Origin of the sequence: Seramator thermalis (assembly GCF_004138125.1) — a bacterium.
Lineage (GTDB): Bacteria > Bacteroidota > Bacteroidia > Bacteroidales > Dysgonomonadaceae > Seramator > Seramator thermalis.
Window position 1 is genome coordinate 23,647 of the sequence record NZ_RXHS01000016.1, and the last position, 26,858, is coordinate 50,504.

Here is a 26,858-nt window from a genome sequence, read left to right on the forward strand (position 1 = left end):
ATTTTCGACCTATTCACCTTTAGTATCATGTCGCTAACAAACATCGATGATCCTGTTATTCAGCCAAATTCAATTGTGGGTACCGAACAAAAATACAATTTCCACGAAATCATCTATGGCCATCTCAGGCCATGGTTAACGGGAGCTTACTTTCGAGAGCCGCATTATATCGATCTATTACGAAATTTTGTCCGTACGCCCAAAAACTCGTCCCCCCACTACCAGATCAGCCGTAGCGAGGCCCCTTTTACGGCCAAAATAAAATATTACCTGTGCTTAATCGATAACGATACTACAGGGATGATCAATCAGTTAATAAAAGAAGAAAAAAATAGCAAAAATCTGATTGCCTACAAAATAGATAAAAGTCGGAAAGAGCTAATCGATTTGTTGGTCGAAATCCAGGCCCTTATCGAACAAAGAAAGTTCGCCGACGAAAACATTTGTTCAAAAGAAGTCTATTCGGACGCCGATTGCAATCAAAAGGAGTGTGCATACATTTTTCATTATTTGTTCGACGCATGCGTATGCTGTCTGCTCGAAATACAAGTCGATTTTGCAAAATTTATTCCCCAAAACGATTTACTGACCGTTGGGGATATTTACAATATGATCGTGAAAAAACCGTTTTCGGAAGAACAATTTATTCGGGAAATCGATGTAATGGAAACGGATGCGGGGCTAATTTCGCCATCTTTCCAACTGAAAAAAGACGAAAGTTTTGTCCGACAATACGCACACGAAAAATATTCGACTTTCATGGATGAAGTTGAGTTTTACCGTTTCGACCAATTGCCCAAAATAAGCACGCTGAGTTCCGTTCCCCAAAATCGGCTCATACGAAAGATCATCGAAAACCCGCTACCCTATTCCATTGCCATGCTATCCTATTTGGGATACCTCGACAGTTTGCACAAATCTTATGCCCTGAGCAAGGTAAACATATACCTGCATATTGCCAAAGCCTTCCATACCGACGTAAGAACCGTGAAAGGGAATTGCCTGGTTTTAAATCCCTATTCCAAAGAAGATCGAGGCAAATATCAGGCGGACCGATATCTTGGTAAGGTGGAAAAGGATTATCAAGCTATTTTAGAAAGTTCGTAAAGTTACAAAGTTCATAAAGTTTTTCGTTCAACACCTTGCCGGCGCACGTATTTACTTGTGCCGTTTTTATTAGTGGCACAGACGGATGTCTGCGCCGGCGATGGAAAAGTACTGCCTTTCAGGCAGGTTTCTGAAGACGATTCATGCCGCAGACTAAATTCTGCGGTTATGAAAATTCGGCTTTTCAAGCCAAAAAACATCCTTGAATACAGAAATATCCATCATGGTCGAAGTTTTCAATTCACCGGCTTGCTTTTGCCTGAAAGGCAATAACCTTCATAACCACAGGTCACCGACCTGCGGACGAAGACGTCCCTGCAATCTCTCTGCCTGAAAGGCAGAACTATTGCCGCTGTACAAATGAATATCCACACCGGCAAAAAAAGAACACTGATCGATTAGATGATTTATCGATTTACTGATGAATTCCGGATGATGCAGGGGGTATAATATTTCTTCACTTCTTTCTTAAATTCTCAATTGTCAATTATACATTATCCATTAACATCATAACACCCCCCCGCCTTCGGCGGTACCCCTCTTATCTTAAGAGGGGAGTCGGACGCACTTGGCATATAAAACCGTCCCCTTAAGATAAGGGGACAAGCGCTGCCGTCAGGCAGTGTAGGGGTTATGATATTTCTCCATTTCTTTTCATTAGCGCAAGTTTCCGAACTACCTGTCGCTTTGCGTCCAAATTACGCTAGCGCCAAACTTGAACGGAAAATATCGGGGAGCTTTATGGTGGTTTCGAGAGCCTCAACCACCATTCGAGAGCCTCAACCACCATTCGAGAGCCTCAACCGCCATTTGCACTCTTAATCCTTGTTTTAGTGGAATATACGCCGAGAGAAGGAAAGAGGCGGAAAGACTGTGAACCGGACTGTGTCGAATGAAGAAATAAAAAAATATTACATTTACACAGAAAGAAATTAGATTTATGGAAGACTTTGATTACAAGGCGATGGAAGCCTTAGCGCCGGAGCAATTAAAATCCGGCAAGCCTCTATTAGGAAAGGGGAGCTTTTGCTCCACTTTTGGAGAAAATTTTAAACGCCGCACCTGAAAGCGAGATGGATGCTCACATGGATTGCGAAGAGCGATCTTTGGGCAATCGCCGAAACGGCTATACGAGCAAACAGGTTCAAACCGGTATGGGCGAAGTAGGAGTCCATACTCCCCACGACCGCGATTCGCGATTCGAACCCGAATTTATCAAAAAGCGCGAGCGTGTTTTGGCGGATAGTGTTTCCGACCGCATCATCGGCTTATATGCCTTAGGCAACAGCACACGCGGGATGCGCGGCATTGGAAGAGTTGGTTTATCCGGCTTATCGCAACATCGGAAAGAAATGGACAACGCCTCTCTCCAATTGGGGGGCAAACCGCTCAACAATTGGCTGTTAAATTTCCGGACAGATTTAAACTTTTCGAATGATGCGAGAAGCCAATATTTTTTGTAATTTTATCGCGTCCAACAAAACGATGGACAAACGTTGTAGCATTAATAAAAAAAGGAACGGAATTGTAAGAGAATAAATCTTGACACAGTTTGATTTACACTACCTATTCTGTTGAGAACTAAATTTTGTGATGTATCCATCTAACCTTTTATTGCATGTTTAAAAGAATAATTTACCCCCTGTTTTTATTGTTTCCGCTTGCAATTTTTTCCCAAACCATACAGTTGGACAGTTGCCAGAAAAAGGCAAGAGAACATTATCCGTTGTTGAAGCGGTATGATTTGATTGCAAAGACTGCGGAATATACGCTTTCGAATGCCAACAAAGCCTATCTTCCGCAATTCGGCATATTAGCCAAAGCAACCTATCAATCGGATGTTACGGCCATTCCCGAAGCATTAGGACAGGTTTTGTCGCAATTGAGCGGTCAGCCTTTTTCTTTACCGGCCTTGAGCAAAGATCAATATCAGGCAGTGGTGGAAGTGAATCAGCTTGTGTGGGACGGCGGAATGGTGCAAGCTCAGAAAGAAGCGGTGAAAGCGTCATCCGAAGCCGAAAAGCAAAAGCTGGAAGTGGATTTGTATGCTCTGAAGGAAAGAGTGAACAACCTCTATTTCGGTATCATGCTGATAAAGGAACAGTTGAAATTGAATCGCATATTGCAGGATGAACTTGCCAATAATTATAACCGAATGGAAGCATATTTGAAAAACGGTGTTGTTCAATCCTCCGACCTGGATGCCGTGAAAGTAGAACAAATCAATGCCATGCAGTCGGAAACCGATTTGAGGAGCACCCTGAAGTCGTATTGCCAAATGTTGTCGATTTTTACGGGAATGCAAGTGGATGAAAACACGGCATTGGAAAAGCCGTTGCTTCCCGTTTTCGAAGGGAATTTGGAGAACAGGCGTCCCGAATTGTCGTTGCTTGATGCACAGAAAAATTTGCTTGAAAGCCAACGGAAAACCATTCTTGCAGGAAATCTTCCTAAAATCGGTTTGTTTGTACAGGGTGGTTATGGACGACCCGGACTCAATTTTTTCGACAATAGATTTACGCCTTTTTATATTGCCGGAGTAAGACTTTCGTGGAATTTTGGCGGATTGTACACTCAAAAAAACGATCTGGCTAAAATCGATATCAATCAGAAAGAAGTCGAAACGCAAAAGGAAACGTTTCTGTTCAACAATTCGCTGCTTACCACTCAGCAACAAAACGAAATCGATAAACTCACGGAAACCATGAAAAATGACGATGCTATTATTGCGCTTCGGAGCAATATCAAAAAAGCTGCCGAGTCGAAACTTGAAAACGGAGTCATCGTCGTTTCCGATTTGTTGCGGGAAATCAATGCCGAAAATTTGGCAAGGCAAACCCGCTCACTTCACGAAATTCAGCTCTATATGGCAGCATATCAATTAAAAAATACAATTAACAACTGAAAATACAAGACTGAAAAATATGAAATCGAATAATCGGCATTCCATCAGCACTTTTCTCTTTTTCTTTTTCATATCCATTGGATTAACTTCGTGTCACAAACTGTTGAATAACAATGAATATGATGCTTCCGGAACTTTTGAAACAACTGAAGTGATTGTTTCGTCCGAAGCAAACGGCAAAATTATGTCGTTCGATGTGGTTGAAGGTCAAAACCTGACGGAGAATCAGGTCGTGGGATACGTTGACAGTACGCAGCTCTATTTATCCAAATTGCACCTTTTAGCATCCCAAAAATCTTTGCAAAGCACACTTCCCGACATTCGAAAACAAATCGGAGCATTGCAACAGCAAATTGAAACTGCACGAAAAGAGCAGCGCCGCGTTGAAAATTTGGTGAAAGCAAATGCCGCAAGCCAAAAACAATTGGACGACGTCAACGGACAAGTTTTGGTTCTCGAAAAACAGCTCGAAGCTGCCCAATCGAATCTCGAATCGACAAGCAATAGCATTTTGAACCAGAATCAGGCACTGAAAATTCAAATTGAACAAATAGAAGATCAATTGCAGAAATGCAAAATCAAAAGCCCACTTTCCGGAACAGTACTTGTAAAATATGCCGAAAAGGGCGAATTGACCGGGGCCGGAAAACCATTGTTCAAAGTAGGCGATTTGCAACAGATGATTTTGAGGGCTTATGTTACGGCCGATCAGGTTACAAAACTTAAAATCGGACAGGAAGCAAAAGTTTATGTAGATTATGGCAAAGAAGACCGCAAAGAATATGATGGAACGGTAAGTTGGATTTCCGGAGAATCGGAGTTTACGCCTAAAACCATTCAAACTCGTGATGAAAGGGCGAATTTGGTATATGCCGTAAAAATCAACGTCAAAAACGACGGTCTGCTTAAAATCGGGCAGTATGCCGATGTGAAATTCCACAATTGAGGCCTCAATCGAATGGTTTTTTCAACGAAAATGGATTTATGACAAATATTCAAGAAAGCGAATGGGCCGTAAAATGCGAAAAGCTTTCAAAAACCTATAAGCCGGATATTCAGGCGTTGAAAAACATTGACCTGAAAGTTTCGCCGCATCAGATATTCGGAATAATCGGTCCGGATGGGGCAGGGAAAACGACCTTGTTTCGAATCCTCACCACGTTGATTCTTGCCGACGAAGGAAAAGCTGAAGTTATGGGCTGCGATGTAGTGACGGAATACGAAAAAATTCGTCGGAACATTGGTTATATGCCGGGTCGTTTTTCGCTTTATCAGGACTTGACCGTAGAAGAAAATTTGAAGTTTTTTGCTTCGGTATTTGGGACGACGATCGAAGAAAATTACGACTTGATCAAAAGCATTTATCAACAGATAGAACCATTTAAAAACCGACGGGCAGGTCAACTTTCGGGAGGAATGAAGCAAAAGCTGGCATTAAGTTGTGCGCTGATTCACAAGCCTAAACTTTTGATTCTGGATGAACCGACTACCGGTGTGGATCCTGTCTCTCGAAAAGAGTTTTGGGAAATGCTGCGACAGCTGAAAGAAGAAGGAATCACCATACTTGTTTCTACTGCATATATGGACGAAGCAAGCCTCTGCGATGCCATTGCATTGATTTTGGATGGTGAATTTCTGAAAATTGATACACCTGAAAATATTGTTCGTCAGTTTGAGCCGACACTTTATTCGATTCGAAGCTTGCAACGTTCAAAATTATTGACCGATTTACGGGGTTTGCCGGCCATTGACAGCTGCTACGCTTTTGGCGAAAGCACTCATGCGACGGTTATCCATAATCAGATTTCGCCGGAAGCGTTGAAGAAATATTTATCCGAAAAAGGACACACCGATTTGGAAGTTGTGCCCATCGCCCCAACGGTGGAAGATTGCTTTATGGAACTTTCGAAACAAATGCATCAAAACTGACAGTCGAATGGAAAATGTGATTGAAGTAAATAACTTGACGAAAAAGTTTGGCAGTTTCACGGCAGTGGATCATATTTCTTTTGAAGTAAAACAAGGAGAGATATTCGGCTTTCTCGGGGCAAACGGAGCAGGCAAAACCACCGCCATGCGAATGCTCTGTGGTTTGTTGCCATCTACTTCGGGAAAGGGACTTGTTGCCGGTTATGATATTAACACTCAATCGGAACAAGTGAAACGAAACATCGGCTACATGAGCCAAAAATTTGCGTTGTATGAGGATTTGAAAGTTTGGGAAAATATTCGACTTTACGGAGGTATCTACGGAGTTCCCGAACCACAGATTGTCAGCAAGACAAATGATTTGCTGAAGCGGCTTGGTTTCGAAAACGAACGTAATACGCTGGTAAATTCACTTCCATTGGGTTGGAAGCAGAAACTCGCTTTTTCGGTAGCTATTTTTCACGAACCGAAAATCGTTTTTCTGGATGAACCGACCGGTGGCGTTGATCCCATCACACGAAGGAAATTTTGGGAACTGATTTACGAAGCTACGGACAGAGGCATCACCGTTTTTGTTACGACGCATTATATGGACGAAGCAGAATATTGCGACAGGGTTTCGATGATGGTCGATGGACACATTGAAGCGCTCGATACGCCTAAAAATTTGAAACAAATGTTTCACGCCGATACGATGAACGAAGTGTTTCAAAAACTTGCACGAAAAGCTCAACGAAGCGACAGCTAAAAAAATCGGCAAAAAAATGAATTCGACAAATAAAAACGAGCATACTCATCCAACTCCGACGAACGGCCAATGGAAAACTTTTGGTTCGTTTGTTCAGAAAGAATTTTATCACATCACGCGTGATCAAACGACGCTCGCTTTGTTGTTAATCTTGCCCGTTTTGTTGATGATTTTGTTTGGTTTTTCCATTAATACGGAAGTAAAGAATTCACAGATTGCCATTTACGATCCTTCCAACGATGTGGCAACGCGCGGAATTATCGAAAAAATAAAGGCAAGCGACTATTTTACGGTTGTAAGGATGTTGAATAATCCTGCCGAAATCGAGAAGCAGTTTTTAAAAGATGACTTGAAAATGGTTGTCATTTTCAGCGACCATTTTTATGAAAACATGCAACGAACGGGAAAAGCTCAAATCGAGCTGCTGACCGATGGAACCGATCCCAATTCGGCAATGACGGTTGTTTCGTATGCATCCAATATCATTGGTCTTTATCAGCAAGATTTGTTCAAAATTCAACAAATTCCTTTCGAGATTACTCCTTCGGTAAAATTGATGTACAATCCGGAGCTGAAAGGGCCTTACTTTTTTGTGCCGGGTATTTTGGGGATGATTTTGATGATTATCTGCTCGATGATGACCTCCATTTCCATCGCTCGCGAAAAGGAATTTGGTACGATGGAAGTTTTACTGGTTTCGCCATTCAAACCGATGTACATCATCCTTTCCAAAACCATTCCCTACTTTGTGATTTCGCTTGTCAATCTTGCTACCATGTTGCTGCTGTCGGTCTTTATGCTGAAAGTACCCATTGCCGGAAGTCTGTTTTGGCTTGTGACATTTTCCATCCTTTTTATTTTCCTTTCACTTTCGTTGGGGTTGCTTGTTTCAAGCATCGCCAATTCGCAACTCCAAGCTTTGCTGTTTTCGGGAATGGTACTTGTAATTCCGGTCGTGATGTTGTCGGGAATGATTTTCCCGATAGAAAATATGCCGGCATTTTTTCAATGGTTTTCCAAACTCATCCCTGCCACGTGGTACATTACGGGAGTAAAAAAGATCATGATCAAAGGGCTGGGATTTACATCCATTTTGCCTGAACTCGGTGTGTTGATCTCCATGACTATCCTCTTGATCGGAATTAGTTGGAAAACGTTCAAATATCATTTGGAGTAAAAGAGAAGTAGATATTTTGTTTTCACTAACATGTAAAATGAATGAAAACCTGCCGCAAGGATGAATAAAAGGAATAAAAACATAAAAGATATTGTCAACCCCAATCAACTGTTGTCACGTTTCAATCCGAGAGGTTTTGGGGCACTTAAATTTTTACTCGAAAAGGAGTTTAAGCAGATTTTAAGGAACAAATTTTTGATTCGGGTAATCATTTTTTTACCGTTGATTGCATTATCTTTATTGCCGATGGTTGCCAATTTTGAAATAAAAAACAATAATTTGGCCGTCATCGACAACGATCATTCTCCTTCGTCGTCATTATTCATTCGGAAAATAGTTTCTTCGGGTCATTTTCACCTGGTTTCAGTCCGCCAAAATTATAATGATGCCCTAAACGATATCGAACAGGATCGAGCAGACGTGATTCTTGAAATTCCGGCTTTTTTCGAAAAAGACTTAATGACCACCTATTCCGCTCAGGTGAATGTTACTGCAAATGCCGTAAATGCCGTTAAAGGAGCGTTGGGGAGTGGTTACCTGATGCAAATCATTCATAATTTCTCGAATGATTTGCGCAGTCGATTCATGGCGGGCAATTCAAAAATACAGACACCGGCCTTTGAAATCGTGCCGCGATACGATTTCAATCCGTATCTCGAGTATAAATTCAGCATGATTCCGGCAATTATCATGATGATTTTGGGGATGATTTCGGGTTTTCTGCCGGCGCTGAATATCGTTGGTGAAAAAGAAAAGGGAACCATCGAACAGATGAATGTTACGCCCGTTGGTCGATTCCCGGTCATTTTGTCGAAACTGATACCTTATTGGATCATTGGATTCATAGTACTGACAATTTGTTTTATTGTAGTCTGGATTATTTATGACATGGTGTCGGTAGGAGGTTACTTGGAAATTTATCTGTTTGCAACGGTTTTTGTGCTTGCTTTTTCGGGTTTGGGACTCATTATTTCAAACTACGCCAATACGATTCAGCAGGCGATGTATCTGATGTTTTTCTTTGTCATCAATTTTATTTTCCTAAGCGGACTTTATACCCCCATTTCGAGCACACCGGAATGGGTGCAGACGATGAGCCTTTTCAGTCCGCTGCGGTATATGATTGAAGCCTTACGTTCCATCTATCTCAAAGGAAGCCACTTCGGCGATTTATGGACTAAATTTGCGGCATTGGTCGGTTTTGCAGTCTTCTTCAACCTCTGGGCAATACTCAGCTACCGAAAAAAAGCATAAGCATCTGTTTTCCCTCTGACTCAAAAGTCCTAAAATAATTATTTGAGAAAAATGTTCACTAACGTGTCGCACTTCAGAAAGGGCTGAAAATAAAGGAGAAAAAAAGATAAAGATGAAAAAACCGTTATCCGATGCAGGAAGCGTCAGTCATCAGCAAGCTATAGACAAAGCCAAAGACGAATTTCGGAAGTACCGGCTCAAAACGTTGTCTCCGGTAGAAAAAGCCTACCTCGAAAGCATCAAAGCTGTTCAGAAAAAGATGGAGAAGGGAGGAAAAGAAAATGAACAAAATTAAACAGTTTATCCAACAGTTCCCGATTTTATGAAAGGCTATATGTATATATTGGAATGTGCCGATGGCAGCTATTACACAGGCAGCACCAACAATTTGGAACGGCGGTTGCAACAACACCAAAATGGCGAGGGGGCCAATTATACCAAAAAACACTTACCTGTTAAGTTGGTGTATTTTGAAGAATTTCAACGTATCGACGATGCATTTTATCGCGAGAAGCAGGTACAGGGATGGAGCAGGAAAAAGAAAGAAGCATTGATTAACGGTTGCTTCGACAAGCTCAGCAACCTGTCGAAGAATTACACACAATACCCGAGAAAGGAATCGGTGTCTTCGACAGGCTCAATCACCGATAAACAGACAGGCTCACCTTCGACAGGCTCAGGCGACACGACAAAATGACGCGGTGTCTGAGCTTGGCGAAGACACCACTTTTAACTTTTCTCCAACCTCCACTTATTCGTGCCATAATTGCCGTAGTGAGTTCACACAAAAAAAACGCCTCGAACTTATTCCGGTTCTTGGCGCTTTTTTATTAGATAGCGACAAAGAAATTACACGTTCAACGATACGCGTTTGAAAGCAACAACCTCCAAATCTTTGTCGTATTTCTTCAAAAGTTCACCTATCGTTAATTTACTGTCTTTTACGTATTCTTGCTGCAACAGTGTTGACTCTTTGTAGAATTTCTGCAAAGCACCTTCGGCAATACGGTCGATAAGATTTTCAGGCTTACCCGATTCGCGCGCTTTTTCGCGAGCAATTTCGAGTTCCTTTTCCTTTACTTCCGCAGGAATTCCTTCGGGTGTTACAGAAATAGGATTCATAGCTGCCACTTGCATAGCTATATCCTTAGCCAACTGCGCATCCACTTCCGGCTTGTTGAATCCCACAATGGTTGCCAGTTTGTTACCCATGTGAATGTACGAAACAACATAAGGAGCCGTGATCTGTTCGTAAAATCCTAGCTGCATTTTTTCACCTGTTGCACCTACTTTATCTGTGATTAATTGGGCAACCGTGCCGTTCGACAATTCTATCGCCAACAATTGATCCAGCGTTTCGGGTTTGTGTTTTAGTGCAGCATCCAAAATTTGCTGAGTAAGTGCAACAAATTCGGCATTTTTTGCAACAAAATCGGTCTCGCATTGCAAAGCCACGATTGCCGCAAATGAACCGTCGGTGCCGGCTAGTACACAACCTTCCGATGCTTCGCGATCTTCGCGTTTGGCGGCAACTGCCTGTCCTTTTTTACGGATGATTTCCATTGCCTTATCGAAGTCTCCGTCAGCTTCGTTCAGTGCATTTTTGCAATCCATCATTCCTGCACCGGTCATTTTGCGCAGGTGCTGGATTTCTGCCATAGTAACTGCCATATCTCTATTTCCTTGTATTTTTTTTAAAATTGATTATTCTTCTTCGTCTTTAGCGAACTTGCTAACTACTGAAGCATTAATTGCATCTTTGTCTTCTTTTTTGATGCGTTCTTTTTTGGCAACTTTCGACTTGCGTTCTCGGCGTGGCGCTGCATTTTCTTCGTCCTGTTCTTCGGCAGCTGCCGCATCTGCTTTTTCGATCTTGCGTTCTTCGAGACCTTCCTTGATTGCGTCGCAGATATATCCCAAAATCAGATCGATGGCTTTTGAGGCATCGTCGTTGGCAGGAATAACAAAATCGACTTCCGAAGGATCGGAATTGGTATCAACGATACCGAATACCGGAATTCCCAAACGATTGGCTTCTTTCACGGCAATGCGTTCTTTCATCACGTCAACCACGAATAGAGCTGCCGGAAGACGTGTGAGATCCTGAATAGATCCCAACATTTTTTCGAGCTTGGCCCTCTGGCGTGTTACTTGCAGTTTTTCGCGCTTCGAGAGGGTATCAAATGTCCCGTCCTTCATCATTCTGTCGATGTTGCTCATCTTCTTCACAGCCTTGCGAATGGTAGGAAAGTTCGTGAGCATTCCGCCGGGCCAGCGTTCGATAACGTAGGGCATGTTGATGATTTTGGCTTTTTCCTCAACAACGGCTTTTGCCTGTTTTTTGGTTGCGACGAAAAGAATTTTTTTACCTGATTTTGCAATTTGTTTCAGTGCGGCGGCCGCTTCTTCGGCTTTGGCTATCGTTTTGTAAAGGTCGATAATGTGGATTCCGTTACGCTCCATGAAGATGTAGGGAGCCATTGCCGGATTCCATTTTCTTTTTAGGTGGCCGAAATGAGCTCCGGCTTCGAGAAGTTGGTCAAATTCTAATTTTGCCATGTTTGTGTTTTGATTTTTTAGTCGTTTACATTCTTTTTCTAAATCGAACCGCCCGGTAAATTATGCAAACCGATGATATTTTCGTTTCCATAACGTCCTTGCGGTTTAGATACTAAACGTCATTGAGCCCGGATGTCGTAAAAGGCGAAAAAGTCGTTTCCAATATCAACGTTTCGAGAATTGGAATCTCTTTCTGGCTTTCGGACGTCCCGGTTTTTTACGTTCAACCACACGCGGATCGCGGGTCATGAACCCTTCAGCTCTCAGTGCCGGTTTATCTTCCGGATTGATTTTAACTAAAGCGCGTGCAATTGCCAGCCTTGCCGCTTCTGCCTGCCCTTTGTAACCGCCACCCTGCAAATTCACCTTGATATCGTATTTTTCGGCAACATTCAGTTTGTTGAGAGGTTGTTTTACGATATATTGAAGAATGGTGGAAGGAAAATAATTCTCGATATCGCGTTTGTTAATCACAATCTTACCGGTGCCTTCGCTTACGAACACGCGGGCCACAGCAGCTTTGCGTCTTCCGATTGCATTTATTACTTCCATCTGTTGTTATTTAAGAGTATTAATATCTATTTTTCTGGGCGTTTGAGCCTGATGAGGATGCTCGCTTCCGGCATAAACATACATGTTGTTGAGCAATGTGTCGGCCAGCTTGTTTTTTGGGAGCATGCCTTTTACTACTTTTCTGAAAAGTTTGTCGGGACTTTTCTTCATCAAGTCCGCCGGACTGTATTCTCTCTGACCTCCGGGATAACCTGAAAAGCGCAAATATGTGCGATCAGTCCACTTGTTTCCGGTCAATTCTACCTTGTCGGCATTTACTATAATTACATTGTCGCCGCAATCAACATGAGGCGTGAAGCTTGGTTTGTATTTACCTCTTAGCAATTTTGCTACTTTCGAAGCCAAACGTCCCAACGATTGCCCGGTTGCATCTACAACAACCCATTCTTTCTGAGCCGTTTCCTTATTTACAGAAATGGTTTTATAACTTAACGTATCCACTTTTGTTAGTTTTTTAATTTGTTAAAAATTAAGCTGATTCTCATTCGCTTCCATTTTGTCTTGCTAAGGGACATAATAGGCAAATAAAAAGCTAAAAATCAAACTTTTAAGTATATTATTGAAATAATCGGACTGCAAAGTTACGATATTTCAGAAAATTAGCAAAGAAACTTTCTGAATTTTATCGTGTTATTCTTATTATTTATCTGCAGGGAATTCGCCAAACCCATCCGAAAAAGATTCTCGAAGGATCAAAAAACTTTGATTTCGTCGTAGAAAGGAGCTTTCCCTATAAGAATATGAAAGCCAAAATAAAATCCCTTGAAAGAGGAATGATCAAGGGGTATGCTGTAGCCAAATTGCATCCGTCCCAAATTAAAAAATGACAATCCGAGCGAAGGCCTTACATTTTTGGCGGATACCGACAATTCGCTTACAAGATAATGTTTCCACGTCTGATTGAGATGTAGCTCAGGGGTCATCTTCAAATCCCCGCCTTGTTCATGCACATATGTTCCGACTCCCACATTGAGAGGTCCGTTGGCATTATTCGTATTATTGCTGTTCAACCGATACTCGGCGCCCAGATAACCGCTGTGAATGCCTGCCTTGTCATATCCGATATTCAGGGCAAAGCGGTGTTGCGAGAAACTGCCGAAGCAGATCGTCATCAGAAAAATGAATGTCGATAATTGCTTTTTCATTCGATGTTTTCTTGAGCAGCAAAGATAGCATATTTTGCCTCATGTTGGGCAATCGAAAGAAGAACGCCAAGAGTTGTTTTCGTTAAGCGACGACTCTAAGAGGACGCTAATATGCCGGTGAACGGCTCTCTACGGCTTTTACTTGAAACCAAACAAGGACGAAAAGAAGAAAAACTGCATTGAAGATCAAGGCCAATCCAAAACTGTGAATATCGCTCAGCCAGCCCAAAAATACAGGGCCAAGCACAAATCCCAAATCGGAGATGGCACGATACGTGCCCATACCGATACTGTAATTTTCTCGCGGAATTATGTCGGCCACATAAGCCGAAGAAATGGTACCGCACATGCCGATCCCTACACCCATGACAATGCAGCTTAACAGCAAAAACCGAACACTGTCAACTGCCGTCAACATCAGAAGAGATATCACCAGAATATAACCGCCGATGGTTATGAATCCCTTTCGTCCTGTGCGATCGGAATATTTTCCACTCACAAAAATGGAAACAAGTTGAACAAGGGCTACTACTGTCAGAGCAAACCCGATTTGGGCTTCGTTCGAGTTGAGACGATCGGATGCAAGCAACGGCAAAATCTGATTTTGAGCCCCCTGTCGGGTAACAAAAACTCCAAACGTGATCAAAGAGATGAGAATGAAATCGGTATTTCGCAACAAAGCTTTCACCGGTTTGTTTGATTTGCTTCGCGCCGCCCTTAAAGCAGGTTTAACGATTGACGGCCGCGATTCGGGAAGGCTGAAATAAGCCCAAAAACTTGCGATAACTCCCATAGCGGCAAAGGCATAAAAAGGAGCCTGCAACCCAAAGTATTGAGCGATAAACCCGCCCATTGTGGGGCCAAGTCCCGCTCCCAGCAACACACAACCCTGATAAAAACTCATCAACCTGCCCCGATTTTCATCTGTGCTGACATCTGCCAGCATTACCATTGCGGCGGTAGTGTACATAGCCGATCCTATTCCCTGCACAAAACGAAAAGCAAGAAAGATCCAGTACGTATCGGAAATGGCACAACCGATAGATCCCAGCGACAAAATAAGGGGACCAACTATTAATACCGGTCGGCGACCAATTTTGTCGGTCAATCTGCCTGCAGGAATATCTACCAACATTCGGGCAATGCCGAAAACCGTGATCAACATTCCGATCATCGTCATGTTTACGCCAAACGTTCGTGCATATTGTGGAAGTATCGGGCTTACCAATCCTATCCCCATCATCATGATGATAACCTCGATACAAAGGATAATGAGTGTTTTATTGCTTCTTAGTTGTCGAAATATTCGTTGGAAAATCATATAACCTATTTTTCGTATACTCCCGCATCAGTCTAAAATAAATCTCAGAGCAGGAAACTCTTGGATGCGGTTCATAAAAAAAAGAAAAGCGCACATTCACGGCGCTTTTTTTAGTGACTCCGACAGGATTCAAACCTGTAACCTTCTGATCCGTAGTCAGATGCTCTATTCAGTTAAGCTACGGAGCCAATAATTGGATTTTGTGAATGCAAAGGTACGATTTTTTATGATATTTGCAAAAAAATAATTTCCAAAAATTTTTTATCGATGAGAGCTCAACTACATTTTTCCTTCATTACACAATCGAAACAGTATCGCCCTCTACAGAAAACTCTCCATTGTCGTCATTCTGTTCTGAAAAGGGAAACTAAAAGAGGATAGGATTGAATTAAGAATAGAGATATTTACTCCGAAAAAACAGGGGAAAATTCCCATGTTTTTACAATATCTACTTACTTATTTGTTTGACATCTATACAGTCACTTATTTTTGTCTTTTAATTTGTATCTTACGATCTGAATACCCAAAATTATGTATATGATAATTCCGCAATTAAATATATAGAATACCCATTTTTCGTCTATGAAACTAAACAAAAAATTAAAATACAAAATAAGAAAACAAATAAATGAAATCCCTAACAATAATATGACATCGTTTTTTTTCATGAGTTTAACACATTAGCACACTTATCAATCCCCAACATGCTGCAAAGCCAATACATGCTCCGAGCGTTAACGGAATAAATGCAGCAGCCACACCGCCAGCCACGGCCATTTCTACACCACACCAAGCCCGTGCACTGGCTCTTGTTTCTGTGCCTGCATATACATTTACAAATAATATTTCATTTTTTTCAAAATCAATTTTAGCATCTAATATTGGTTTCCCAGTATCATCTTTCAACGTATATAATTCCCCGTTTTTAATTATGCCATGTCCGTATCTTTCCTTACCGACACCATATCATCTTTCAGTGTAAACTCTTCCATATCGATCAGAAAACGAAGGACAGCGATCACTTTATCACTGTTGGCATCGGAAACGGAATCTACAAGATCGTTCAATCTGCAAGGAGATTGTTCCTCTAAGGAAACTTTTAGCTTTTTTTTTATCTGATGAAATTCGTAATTCGATAATCCGGTTTCATTCTTTTTCAAACATACGTCGCAATGGCCGCAATCCTTGGGATCGGGTTCGTCGAAATAAATCAGCAACATGCGGCTGCGGCAGACGAAATCCTTCTCTGCATATTCGATCATTGCCTTAATACGGTTCTCGAAACGAGCTTTCCGCTCTTCATACACCGATTTGGGTATTTTTACAAAGCGGGTTTCTTCACGCGATTGCGAAAACACGATAAAGGGTGTTTTCTTTTGTGGCACATAGCGAATAAATCGCATCCTGGCCAATTGCGAAAGCATTTCGTAAACATCCTGACGAGTAGTCCCGCTTTGCGAAGCAAGCAAAGTTTCGTCGATATACACCTCATCCGAAAACAAACCCGTGTAATTGCGCAACAGACCATGAACAAGCTCATCCAGCCGTTTGTCGAGATTCAAACCGTACAATTCGTCACGCAGAACGAGAAATCTTACCCGCGAACGGGCATCCACTTCTTCTGTATATTCAATATAACCCGACAATTCGAGAATCTTAAGTGCATGATGGGCTTGCAAAATCGGGAAACGGAATCGTTGGCAGAAGTCCTGCAAATCGAAATCGTACACACTCAAAAATCCCGATCCGACAGCTATCTGGTAGTAGTTGCCCAACGCTTCATAAACACGCAAGACGAAGTTGCGATCGGGGAACGTATCCGAAATTCGTTTCTTCAGCTTTATCGAATCGGCTTTATTATACAATATGGTAGCGTACGAGCGTTTGCCGTCACGCCCGGCACGGCCGGCTTCCTGGTAATATTCTTCGATGGAATTGGGCAAATCGACATGAATCACCGATCGCACATCCGGCTTATCGATTCCCATTCCGAAAGCGTTGGTGGAGACAATCACACGACATTCGTCGTTTTTCCAGGCATTTTGGCGAGAGGTCTTTTCCTCATGCGCTAGTCCGGCATGAAAAAAACTCGCAGAAATTCCGGCTTTTTTAAGAACCGTCGCAATTTCTTTCGTTTCGCTTCGACTGCGCACGTAAACGATAGATGTTCCGGGGACGGATTGGAGAATATGAACAAGTTCGGCGATCTTATTTTCGGTTTGTCGCACGACATACGACAAATTTTCACGCTCGAAACTCATTCGAAAAACGTTCTTTTCCTTGAAGTGTAGCTTTTCCTGAATATCGTCCACCACTTCACGTGTAGCAGTGGCAGTAAGTGCCAGAACGGGCACATCGGGAAGAAGCTCACGAATTTCGGCAATTTTAAGGTACGAAGGGCGAAAATCGTAGCCCCACTGCGATATACAATGCGACTCGTCCACGACAAGCAGACTGACATTCATCGCTTTCAGTTTGGTCAGAAAAATGTCGGAGCCTAATCTTTCGGGCGAAACATATAAGAATTTGTAATCGCCAAAAATACAATTTTCGAGATTGGTAATAATTTCTTCTCGCGACATTCCCGAATATACGGCCAATGCCTTGATGCCACGCTCGCGAAGATTGTCCACCTGATCTTTCATCAGTGCGATGAGAGGCGTTATCACCAGACACAGGCCGGGCATTGCCATTGCAGGCACCTGAAAGGTAAGCGATTTGCCTCCACCGGTCGGCATCAGCCCGAGCGTGTCTCTTTGCTCCCAAACCGATTGAATGATTTCTCTCTGAAGAGGACGAAACGATTCGTAACCCCAATACTTTTTCAATATTTCATCAAACAAACCCGCCTGCATAAGGTGTTCTCCGATTTTGTTTATTCCGACAGGCGCATATCTTTCACCATCAGCTGAGTAAAGATATTGTTACCATGCGTATTCTCCTCGATATTGTAGCATATATCTATGGGATGCTTTTCTTTGAATAATCTGAAATAGAAATCTTGTCCGAAAGCAATCCCCTGCAACGGTCGGGTGACAGATGAATCTACAATCTCCATCTTGATATGATGCAGTTCTTTCCCAACAAGTTTGCTCCCACCGGCATCCACCACATTGCGTGTAAGAAAAACCGGATTTTCGTTTTCGGGACCAAAAGGACTAAACATTGACAGGTCGCTCACAAACTTGGGAGTGATTTTACACAACTGTATTTCGGCATCAATCAGGATCTGTGGCTGCATCATCCCGGGTTTTACCTCGTCAAACGAAATGGCATTGAAACGGCGTTTGAATTCTTCCAGATTTTCTTCTTTCAGCGTCAAACCGGCAGCGTATGTATGTCCGCCAAAGTTTAACAGCAAATCGCGGCATGCTTCAATAGCCTTATACATGTCGAATCCGGGCACAGAACGCGCCGATCCCGAAATCATTCCGTTAGATTTGGTCAGTACGATGGCAGGGCGAAAATATTTCTCTGTAAGCCGCGAGGCTACAATTCCCACAATTCCCTTGTGCCAGTTTTCATCATAAATAACAATACTGTTGTTGTATTTCAAATCGATTTGCGAATCGATGAATTCGACGGCTTCGTCGGTAATCTTTTTATCGAGCTCGCGACGATCTTCGTTGTATTTGTCGATGTTCTTGCTTTTGATGCGTGCCAACTCAATATCGTTGGCCAAGAGCAAATCAACTGCCTCCTTGCCATTCATCATTCGTCCCGATGCATTGATGCGCGGCCCAATTTTAAATACGATATCGCTTACGGTAAGCCTTTTGTGATTGAGCCCGCAAATTTCGATAATACCCCGCAATCCGTAGCTCGGATTGGAATTTAATTGCTTCAAACCGTAATACATCAACACCCGATTTTCGCCCGTAATGGGCACAATGTCTGAAGCGATACTTACCGCTACCAGATCGAGCAAAGGTTCTAAATCCGAAAACGGGAAACCGTTGCGAGCGGCAAGCGCTTGCACCAGCTTGAATCCCACACCACATCCCGATAACTCGTCGTAGGGATAGGTGGAATCGGGACGTTTGGCATCGACAACTGCCACTGCCTCCGGAAGTTGATCATCGGGCATGTGATGATCGCAAATAATAAAATCGATGCCTTTTTCTTTGGCGTACGCCACTTTTGAGACGGCCTTGATGCCACAATCGAGAGAAATGATGAGTTTCACGCCCGTCGAGACTGCATAATCGATTCCTTGAAACGATATGCCATACCCTTCATCGTACCGGTCAGGAATGTAATAATCAATATTGTTTGTAATCTTTCGCAAGAACTTATAAACCAGCGATACAGCCGTGGTGCCATCTACATCATAATCGCCATAAATCAATATCCTCTCTTTGTCACCCAACGCTTTCTCGATACGCTTTACGGCAATTTCCATATCGGGCATCAGGAAAGGATCGTGCAAATCGCTGAGACTCGGATGAAGAAACTTCTCGGCTTTTTCTTTCGTCGATAAGCCTCTGCGAACGAGCAACTCGGCTAGTACCGGATCTATATTTAACTCTTGCGCTATTTCATTTTTCCTGGTTTTTTGGTCGTTTGAAAGGGTTACGTAATTCCATCTGTAAATCATTTATAACGTTTTTTTTCTTTTCTCTCATCAACGGAATAAAAATTCCGATATATAAAAACCGACTTCTCGGATCGTTTGCTCAAGCTACTGACCGACATCGATTTATAGTATAGATTGCCGAAAAATCGCTTTTCGGCAATTCAACATGTAAAGGTAATACTATTTTTTCAGTGAATATCTATTTCGATTTTTTTTCATGCAACTTTTTTCATGCAACATCAGGGCATCATTTGCCGATCTCGTTTACCGACAACAGCCATAAACGCGAACTTCACCGCAGTATCGCTTGTCGGCGATTGTATAAGCCATACCCCACACCAAAGGATTCATTGTTTTTTTCTACTTATTTGTACCTTTGCACAAAATATTCATGTATTTATGGAAATTGCAGCATTGGTGTCCGGCGGAGTGGACAGCTCGGTAGTGGTTTATCGACTGAAAGAGATGGGCTACGACCCGACCATTTTTTATATACAAATAGGCATGCAGGACGAGGAAGGGTTCATCGACTGCCCTTCGGAAGAAGATATCGAAATTGTTTCGTACATCGCAAAAAAATACGGATGCAGATTTGAAGTAGTTTCGCTACACGAAGAATATTGGAACAGCGTGGTAAAATATACCATCGACTCGGTCAAACGGGGATTGACTCCGAACCCCGACATGATGTGCAACAAGCTTATCAAGTTTGGTGTTTTTGAGCAGAAGTGGGGACATCAATTCGACAAAATAGCTACCGGACACTATGCAACTACCACCGAACTGGACGGGCTAACCTGGTTATCGACGGCCAAGGATCATGTGAAAGATCAAACCTATTTTTTGGGACAAATCAGTTATATGCAAGTTTCGAAACTGATGTTTCCGATTGGCGATCTGCTAAAGTCGGAGGTGCGCGAAATAGCTGCCGAGCAAAAACTTCCTTCGGCACACCGCAAAGACAGTCAGGGAATTTGCTTCTTGGGCAAGATCAACTACAACGATTTTATCGCCCGCTATTTGGGGAAAAAGGAAGGACTTATCGTGGAATTCGAAACCGGCAATATTCTGGGCAAACATCAAGGGTACTGGTTTCATACCATCGGACAGCGCAAAGGGCTCGGACTGAGTGGCGGGCCATGGTTTGTGATCAAAAAAGATGTCAATCGGAATATTGTGTATGTGTCGAAGGGTTACAATACGAAATATCAATATGGAGACGTTATTAATCTTCAAGGGTTCGATTTCATCACAAAAGATGTTTGGGGCGATTTCGAGGGCGAAAAGGATATTACGTTCAAGATTCGCCACACTCCCGAATTCACGCGGGGCAAAATATCAAAGACAGGCGATCTCTACCGCATACAGTCAGCAGAGCCCGTACAGGGAATTGCTTCAGGACAGTTCGGAGTGGTGTATGACGAGACGCAACATCTCTGTTTGGGCAGTGGCATGATTATTTGAGGCACTTCCCTCAACTAATTTGAATTATACGTTTGTTTTAGGATTATCATTGCAAGGTATGGAAATATTACAAAACATACGTTTCGTGGATATTATCGAAATATTGGGAACATTCGCTTTTGCCATAAGCGGCATCCGATTGGCATCGGCCAAACAATTCGATTTGTTCGGAGCTTTTGTGGTAGGTTTTGTCACGGCCATAGGTGGAGGAACGGTGCGCGATATTTTTCTCGATGTAACGCCATTTTGGATGCTCAATACCGTATATCTGTGGTGTTCGTTGGCCGCACTCATATTCGTAATGATTTTTCGAAAGCATTTGGTGAGTCTCAACAACACATTCTTCTTGTTCGACAGTATCGGTTTGGGTCTTTTCGTTGTGGTCGGAGTCGAAAAAACCATTTTTATGGATTTCGAACCCTGGGTAGCAATAACGATGGGTGTCATCACCGGCACAGTGGGAGGCATACTACGCGATATCTTCATCAACGAAATACCGCTTGTATTCCGAAAAGACATTTACGCACTCGCCTGCGTGGCCGGCGGGGTAGTCTTTACCGTGATGTATTCTGTGAATGCAAATATGTTTCTCACCGAAACGATGACCGCCGCTACCGTAATAGCAATCCGGCTGCTTGCCGTGAAATTTCATTGGCACATGCCAATAGTCAAAGGAGAATAGTGTATTTTCGTTGCCTCACTTTAAAGAGATTATCCATGCGCTCCAATTTCCCATTAAAGGTTTTGAAGGACAATTGAAAATCAAAACGACAGGATATTAAAAAAGGATTTTGTGTGCTACAAAATCCTTTTTTAATTAATTTTACGAAACGAAGATCGCATTATTTCTTCTCAATGCCAAGCAATTCGACTTCGAAAATGAGTGTAGAGAAAGGCTTGATAGTGCCTCTATCTTGCGAACCGTAAGCAAGGTTGTAGGGAACATAAATTCTCCATTTCGAACCAACAGGCATCAACTTCAGAGCTTCTGTCCATCCGGGGATTACCTGAGTAACTCCGAAAACGGCAGGTTCGCCTCGCTGCACACTGCTGTCAAACACGGTTCCGTTGATCAACGTTCCGTGATAGTTCACCTTCACACGGTCGGTATCTGTAGGTATCTGTCCGGTTCCGGCTCTCAAAATTTCGTATTGCAATCCACTGGGAAGTGTTACTACACCCGGTCGTTTGCTATTTTCGGCCAAATATTTTTCACCTGCGGCAATCGAATCTTTGTATTGCTCTTTCAACTGAGCCTCTTGTTTTTCAGCCTGTTTTTTCTGTGCTTTTTCTATTTCAGCCTGTACATACGAATTTGCATCCATTTTCGAGATAGCAAGTTTTTCGTTTTTCAACGTGTTGACCAATCCGGCAAGGAGTTGATCGGTGTTGATTTTTTTGGTGGTATCGTCTGCAAAAACCATTTGATTGAACTGCGGCAACATCTGTTGAGAGATTTGCTGGCCGATTCCCAATCCCTGAATGTAGGCCGATTTTTCTTTTCCGCTTTCCAGCGCTTCTTTCAATCCTTTTACGAATTCCTGCAATTTGGGAGCATTTACCTTATTGAGAGAATCGATTTTGGCATTCATTTCTTTCTGAAGATTTTGTTTTTCAATAGAATCGGTTGCAGCCGAAATCCTCATCTGGTATTCGTATTCGATATTTGACGTTCCCTCAATTACTCCGCTTTGTTCGAGAAATTGCATCAATCCCTGATCGGCAAGACTAACACCATAAGCATACGAGATGCTGTCAACCGGATTGTTCAAAGAGGCCTTTGGAACTCCCGAGTTGCAAGAAACCGCCATTGAGCCTGCAATGACAATAACACTCAGTGCAAATAAATTTTGTTTTTTCATTTTTTGTCTGTTTAAATGTATAAATAATCTATTGTTTTTCTTTCGTTTATGCTTCGATACTTAGCAACTCGACATCGAAAATGAGGGTGGAATTGGGTTCGATATCTTTGCCGGCACCGCGTTCGCCGTATGCGAGCTCCGACGGAATATACAGCCGCCATTTCGACCCCACCGGCATCATTTGCAAGGCTTCCACCCACCCCTGTATCACCTGATTGACACCGAAGATGGCCGGTTGTCCCCGCTGAACCGAACTGTCGAAAACAGTTCCATCGAGAAGAGTGCCGTGATAGTGACATTTCACTTTATCGGTAGCTTTGGGTTTTTCGCCCGAACCTTCTTTCAGAATTTCGTATTGCAATCCGCTCGAGAGAGAAATTACCTTTTCGCGTTTGGCGTTCTCGGCAAGAAATTCGCGCCCGGCTTTCAAATTGTTCGTAAGCATTTCTTTCTGCTTCTTCTCAAAATATGCACGTATGACTTGATCGGCCTCCTGTGGCGACATCGCCGGCGATGCTCCGTTTACCATCATTTCTTTGAATGCCTGTGCAAACGATTCCACATCGATATCCGTGAGTCCTGATTGTAAAAGGCTCGAAGCCATACTCATTCCCAGTGCATAACTTAATTTGTCCATCTGTTTTTTTGTTTCATTTTAGCCTCTATTGCTTTGTCATTCTTCACGATAGTGACGAAGCAAAAAAATGTTGGCACAAAATTAGCATTAAAATACGAAACTTTAGCTTTTTCCACCGTAAAAAACTATTTTTGTTTTCGTTGCAGTACAAAATTCTTTATTTTAATAAATTGGAGGAAGGTATTTATGAAAAAGAAATTGGTCGTTCTTACCGGCGCCGGAATGAGTGCCGAAAGCGGAATATCTACCTTTCGCGATTCGGGAGGACTGTGGGAACAGCACAACGTGGAAGATGTGGCAACGCCCGAAGGCTTTGCCCGAAATCCTAAACTTGTTCTTGATTTCTACAATGCCCGGCGCAGGGAATTGATTGCAGCCGAACCCAACGCAGGACATCGGGGATTAGCCGAACTCGAGAAATATTTCGATGTAAGCATTATCACACAAAACATCGACAATCTGCACGAACGTGCCGGCAGCAGCCACGTTATCCATCTGCATGGAGAATTGATGAATGCACGATCGACGGGTGACCCCTCGCTTGTGTACACATTATCGCCCGACCATCCCGATATAAAACCGGGCGATCTGTGCGAAAAAGGCTTCCAATTGCGACCCGATGTAATTTGGTTTGGCGAACCCGTACCCATGATAAACGAAGCGGAACGAATCACGAAACAAGCCGATATTTTCGTCATCATTGGCACATCTATGAATGTTTATCCGGCAGCGGGATTGCTCGACGTGGTGCGCAAAAACGTACCCGTCTATCTGATCGACCCCAAAGACGTCTATACCCGTCGTTACGACATCCATCATATCAAAAAAGGTGCATCTGAAGGGGTGAAAGAATTGACTAAACTTCTTGTCGAAGGAATAACGCAAAATTGAAATTCGAACATCAAATTCGTATCATTCAAATCATTGTTGCTCATCTTTTTTTGCTAAGTTTGTGTCGTTATTTTTATCTACAAATATGAAATTTTGCCCACAAAACTACCGAATACCTGACGTTCGCATGCAGCCTTTTATTGATGCCGACGAGATTTGGAATTACCTTCTCCACACGCCCTCATCTCCCGAAACGGTTGAACAGGTCATCCAAAAATCGCTCGCCAAAAACCGCCTTTCGCTCGAAGAAGTGGCCATACTCATCAAAGCTGATGACGAAAAATCGATTCAGGCTATCAAAGATGGAGCAAGAGCGCTGAAAAATACCATATATGGCAATCGCATTGTCCTCTTTGCCCCGTTGTATGTGGGCAACAAATGTTCCAATAATTGCCTGTATTGCGGATTTCGTTCGTCGAACATCGAGCAGATACGAAAAACGTTATCGGATGAGGAGCTGATTCGCGAAATAGAAGCGCTCGAAGATAACGGACAAAAGCGGCTGATCCTGGTTTTTGGCGAACATGCCGAATATAGTGCTGAATACATTGCCCACACAGTGCGAATCGTTTATGGGGTGAAAAAAGGAAATGGCGAAATACGTCGTGTAAACATTAATGCAGCTCCGCTCGATATTGAAGGTTTTCGCATTGTGAAACAGGCAGGCATCGGCACATATCAGATTTTTCAGGAAACATACCATCGTGAAGCCTACAAAAAATATCATGTGGCAGGACGAAAATCGGACTACGATTATCGGCTGACTTCCCTCGACAGAGCGCAGGAAGCAGGCATCGACGACGTAGGCATCGGTGCATTGTTCGGACTCTACGACTGGCGTTTTGAAGTGATGAGTCTTGTTCGTCATGCCAATCATCTGGAAGCCTGTTACAATGTAGGCCCTCACACCATTTCTTTCCCGCGCATCAAAGATGCTTCGACATTGAATATAGATGATCGCTATTTTGTTTCCGACGAAGATTTTGCGCGACTGATTGCCATTCTTCGATTGGCTGTTCCCTATACCGGTATGATTTTGACAGCTCGCGAACCCGAATCGCTTCGAAACGAGCTGATACAGTATGGTGTTTCGCAAATTGACGGTGGCACCAAAATCGAGTTGGGTGGCTATGTGGAAAAGGAATTCTATCACGAACTCAACAAAGCCCAATTTCGCATCAACGACGATCGTTCGCTCAACGAGGTTGTGGATGAGTTGCTGCAGCAAGGCATGTTGCCTTCGTTTTGCACGTCGTGCTATAGGATGGGACGAACGGGCGAACACTTCATGGAATTTTCCGTTCCGGGATTCATCAAACGATATTGTACTCCCAACGCCATGCTCACGCTGGCCGAGTATCTGGAGGATTACGCTCCGGCGGAAACAGCCCGGAAAGGGTGGCAGGTGATCGAAAAAAACCTCGACGATTTGGATGAGAAAATGAGAAACTCTGTGTCTGAAAAATTGGGCAGAGTGAAAAAAGGTGAACGCGATTTGCATTATTAGCCAAAATGAACAACAGCAGTCCACATATCGGCATTTTCGGCAGACGAAACACCGGAAAAAGTTCACTCATTAATCTGCTTACGGGCCAGGACATTGCAATTGTTTCGGAGCAGGCAGGAACAACAACCGATCCGGTAAAGAAATCGGTAGAAATTTTCGGTATAGGACCTGTCGTACTCATCGATACTGCAGGAATGGACGACGATAGTGCATTAGGAGAAAAACGTCTCCGAAAAACGATGGATACCCTGAAGCACATTGATGCCGCCTTGTTGCTTTTCACCGACAACCAATTCGGTGAGTTCGAAATCGATTTCATCCATCGCTTCCAAGCGTACGACATTCCCTATATCATTGCCCATACCAAAAGCGACTTGGCATCACTTAGCGAGGAAACGAAGAAAACCGTGGGCAAGTTTTCTTCAGCAAATCTAATCGATATCAACACTTTCGCTCCTGAAAGTGCCGTCCGACTGATTGAAAGCCTGAAGGCCATACCGGGAGAACATTCTTTTCGAACGCCGTCGTTGCTCAGCGGGCTGGTAGAGGCTAAAGACTTGGTACTGCTCATCACACCTATCGACAGTGAAGCTCCCGAAGGGAGAATGATTTTGCCCCAGAATATGGCAATCCGCAGTGTTCTCGATGAAAATTGCATGGCTATGGTGATAAAGGATACCGAAATCGACGACTTTTTCAAATTTAACCTCCGTCCGACGCTGGTGGTAACGGACAGTCAGGTTTTTGACAGAGTTGCGCGCAGTATTCCCGATGAGATTCCGTTGACGAGTTTCAGCATCCTCATGGCGAGGATGAAGGGAGATTTTGAAGCCTATTTGCGTGGAACGCAAAAAATTTCGGAACTTGCCGACGGTGACTCTATTTTGATCATGGAAAGTTGCACGCACCAAACGAGTTGCGACGATATTGGCCGTATAAAAATTCCCAACCTGCTTCGGAGTTTTACGGGAAAAGATCTGCATTTTTCGTTTCTTTCCGGATTGTCCGAGCCCGACCGAGATATGAGCCAATATGCCCTCGTGGTTCAATGCGGCGGGTGCATGATCACGCGCAAGCAATTGGCAAATCGTCTGAAACCGGCCATCGAAAAGGGAATTCCCGTTACCAACTACGGGATGACATTGGCCTGGGTTAACGGAATTTTTGAACGAGCAACACGCATTTTTCGGCAGAAATAGCAAG

At 43.1% G+C, this 26,858-nt stretch carries 24 protein-coding genes, 1 tRNA gene and 2 pseudogenes; 15 read left to right on the forward strand and 12 right to left on the reverse strand.

Features of this window, described 5'->3' with window-relative positions; all coding sequences use genetic code 11:
- Positions 1–27 precede the first annotated feature (27 nt).
- The 10 genes and pseudogenes from EJN84_RS10595 to EJN84_RS10640 all read left to right on the forward strand — a co-directional run bounded on the left by EJN84_RS10595 (position 28) and on the right by EJN84_RS10640 (position 9,817).
- The gene (locus tag EJN84_RS10595; RefSeq protein WP_129595399.1) at positions 28–1,107 is read left to right on the forward strand and encodes a hypothetical protein; all 1,080 of its coding nucleotides are present in this window, start codon (positions 28–30) and stop codon (positions 1,105–1,107) included.
- Positions 1,108–2,047: 940 nt separating this feature from the next.
- A pseudogene (locus EJN84_RS12495) lies at positions 2,048–2,402 on the forward strand (transposase); the annotation flags it as partial.
- Between the two features lie 323 nt (positions 2,403–2,725).
- Positions 2,726–4,012, forward strand: coding sequence for a TolC family protein (locus EJN84_RS10605; protein WP_129595400.1), 1,287 nt, complete (start codon positions 2,726–2,728; stop codon positions 4,010–4,012).
- 19 nt (positions 4,013–4,031) lie between these two features.
- Entirely contained in the window at positions 4,032–4,958 is a 927-nt protein-coding gene (locus EJN84_RS10610; RefSeq protein ID WP_129595401.1) for an HlyD family secretion protein, read from the forward strand.
- Positions 4,959–4,996: 38 nt separating this feature from the next.
- Positions 4,997–5,941 (forward strand): ABC transporter ATP-binding protein, encoded by a 945-nt coding sequence (locus tag EJN84_RS10615; RefSeq protein WP_129595402.1) that lies wholly within the window; start codon positions 4,997–4,999, stop codon positions 5,939–5,941.
- A 19-nt stretch (positions 5,942–5,960) separates the two neighbouring features.
- Positions 5,961–6,689 (forward strand): annotated as a pseudogene (locus EJN84_RS10620) (ABC transporter ATP-binding protein); the annotation flags it as partial.
- 16 nt (positions 6,690–6,705) lie between these two features.
- Complete coding sequence (locus EJN84_RS10625) at positions 6,706–7,866, forward strand: ABC transporter permease (protein WP_129595403.1); 1,161 nt, start codon at positions 6,706–6,708, stop codon at positions 7,864–7,866.
- Positions 7,867–7,926: 60 nt separating this feature from the next.
- Complete coding sequence (locus tag EJN84_RS10630; protein WP_129595404.1) at positions 7,927–9,120, forward strand: ABC transporter permease; 1,194 nt, start codon at positions 7,927–7,929, stop codon at positions 9,118–9,120.
- Positions 9,121–9,232: 112 nt separating this feature from the next.
- The gene (locus tag EJN84_RS10635) at positions 9,233–9,415 is read left to right on the forward strand and encodes a hypothetical protein (protein ID WP_129595405.1); all 183 of its coding nucleotides are present in this window, start codon (positions 9,233–9,235) and stop codon (positions 9,413–9,415) included.
- 27 nt (positions 9,416–9,442) lie between these two features.
- Positions 9,443–9,817 (forward strand): GIY-YIG nuclease family protein, encoded by a 375-nt coding sequence (locus EJN84_RS10640; RefSeq protein ID WP_129595406.1) that lies wholly within the window; start codon positions 9,443–9,445, stop codon positions 9,815–9,817.
- Positions 9,818–9,969: 152 nt separating this feature from the next.
- Here the strand turns inward: EJN84_RS10640 and tsf are convergent, their stop codons facing one another.
- The 10 genes from tsf to recJ form a co-directional block, all read right to left on the reverse strand.
- Entirely contained in the window at positions 9,970–10,791 is an 822-nt protein-coding gene (tsf, locus tag EJN84_RS10645; RefSeq protein ID WP_101486890.1) for a translation elongation factor Ts, read from the reverse strand.
- Positions 10,792–10,824: 33 nt separating this feature from the next.
- Positions 10,825–11,679, reverse strand: a complete 855-nt coding sequence (rpsB, locus tag EJN84_RS10650; RefSeq protein WP_101486889.1) for a 30S ribosomal protein S2 — start codon at positions 11,677–11,679, stop codon at positions 10,825–10,827.
- Between the two features lie 165 nt (positions 11,680–11,844).
- Positions 11,845–12,231 (reverse strand): 30S ribosomal protein S9, encoded by a 387-nt coding sequence (gene rpsI / locus EJN84_RS10655; protein WP_129595407.1) that lies wholly within the window; start codon positions 12,229–12,231, stop codon positions 11,845–11,847.
- Between the two features lie 6 nt (positions 12,232–12,237).
- Entirely contained in the window at positions 12,238–12,693 is a 456-nt protein-coding gene (gene rplM, locus EJN84_RS10660) for a 50S ribosomal protein L13 (protein WP_129595408.1), read from the reverse strand.
- 251 nt (positions 12,694–12,944) lie between these two features.
- Positions 12,945–13,397, reverse strand: coding sequence for a hypothetical protein (locus tag EJN84_RS10665; protein WP_129595409.1), 453 nt, complete (start codon positions 13,395–13,397; stop codon positions 12,945–12,947).
- Between the two features lie 106 nt (positions 13,398–13,503).
- On the reverse strand, positions 13,504–14,718 hold the full coding sequence (locus tag EJN84_RS10670) for an MFS transporter (protein ID WP_129595410.1): 1,215 nt from the start codon (positions 14,716–14,718) through the stop codon (positions 13,504–13,506).
- Between the two features lie 114 nt (positions 14,719–14,832).
- Positions 14,833–14,906 (reverse strand) — tRNA-Arg (locus tag EJN84_RS10675).
- 484 nt (positions 14,907–15,390) lie between these two features.
- Positions 15,391–15,624 (reverse strand): hypothetical protein, encoded by a 234-nt coding sequence (locus EJN84_RS10680; protein WP_129595411.1) that lies wholly within the window; start codon positions 15,622–15,624, stop codon positions 15,391–15,393.
- Between the two features lie 23 nt (positions 15,625–15,647).
- The gene (locus tag EJN84_RS10685; protein WP_129595412.1) at positions 15,648–17,573 is read right to left on the reverse strand and encodes a RecQ family ATP-dependent DNA helicase; all 1,926 of its coding nucleotides are present in this window, start codon (positions 17,571–17,573) and stop codon (positions 15,648–15,650) included.
- A gap of 20 nt (positions 17,574–17,593) precedes the next feature.
- Complete coding sequence (recJ, locus tag EJN84_RS10690) at positions 17,594–19,315, reverse strand: single-stranded-DNA-specific exonuclease RecJ (protein ID WP_129595413.1); 1,722 nt, start codon at positions 19,313–19,315, stop codon at positions 17,594–17,596.
- Positions 19,316–19,693: 378 nt separating this feature from the next.
- Between recJ and mnmA the strand changes: the two genes are divergently transcribed.
- Together mnmA and EJN84_RS10700 are read left to right on the forward strand one after the other, a co-directional pair.
- Positions 19,694–20,758 (forward strand): tRNA 2-thiouridine(34) synthase MnmA, encoded by a 1,065-nt coding sequence (gene mnmA / locus EJN84_RS10695; RefSeq protein WP_129595414.1) that lies wholly within the window; start codon positions 19,694–19,696, stop codon positions 20,756–20,758.
- A 58-nt stretch (positions 20,759–20,816) separates the two neighbouring features.
- Positions 20,817–21,440, forward strand: coding sequence for a trimeric intracellular cation channel family protein (locus EJN84_RS10700; protein ID WP_129595415.1), 624 nt, complete (start codon positions 20,817–20,819; stop codon positions 21,438–21,440).
- A 160-nt stretch (positions 21,441–21,600) separates the two neighbouring features.
- On the opposite strand, the gene EJN84_RS10705 is transcribed toward EJN84_RS10700, so the two are convergent.
- Complete coding sequence (locus tag EJN84_RS10705; protein ID WP_129595416.1) at positions 21,601–22,620, reverse strand: FKBP-type peptidyl-prolyl cis-trans isomerase; 1,020 nt, start codon at positions 22,618–22,620, stop codon at positions 21,601–21,603.
- Positions 22,621–22,666: 46 nt separating this feature from the next.
- Complete coding sequence (locus EJN84_RS10710; RefSeq protein ID WP_129595417.1) at positions 22,667–23,257, reverse strand: FKBP-type peptidyl-prolyl cis-trans isomerase; 591 nt, start codon at positions 23,255–23,257, stop codon at positions 22,667–22,669.
- Positions 23,258–23,443: 186 nt separating this feature from the next.
- Between EJN84_RS10710 and EJN84_RS10715 the strand changes: the two genes are divergently transcribed.
- The 3 genes from EJN84_RS10715 to hydF all read left to right on the forward strand — a co-directional run bounded on the left by EJN84_RS10715 (position 23,444) and on the right by hydF (position 26,854).
- Positions 23,444–24,148 (forward strand): NAD-dependent deacylase, encoded by a 705-nt coding sequence (locus EJN84_RS10715; RefSeq protein WP_129595418.1) that lies wholly within the window; start codon positions 23,444–23,446, stop codon positions 24,146–24,148.
- 85 nt (positions 24,149–24,233) lie between these two features.
- A complete protein-coding gene (gene hydG, locus EJN84_RS10720) occupies positions 24,234–25,655 on the forward strand; it encodes a [FeFe] hydrogenase H-cluster radical SAM maturase HydG (RefSeq protein WP_129595419.1) in 1,422 nt (473 codons plus the stop codon).
- Positions 25,656–25,660: 5 nt separating this feature from the next.
- Complete coding sequence (gene hydF, locus EJN84_RS10725; protein ID WP_129595420.1) at positions 25,661–26,854, forward strand: [FeFe] hydrogenase H-cluster maturation GTPase HydF; 1,194 nt, start codon at positions 25,661–25,663, stop codon at positions 26,852–26,854.
- Positions 26,855–26,858: the final 4 nt, after the last annotated feature.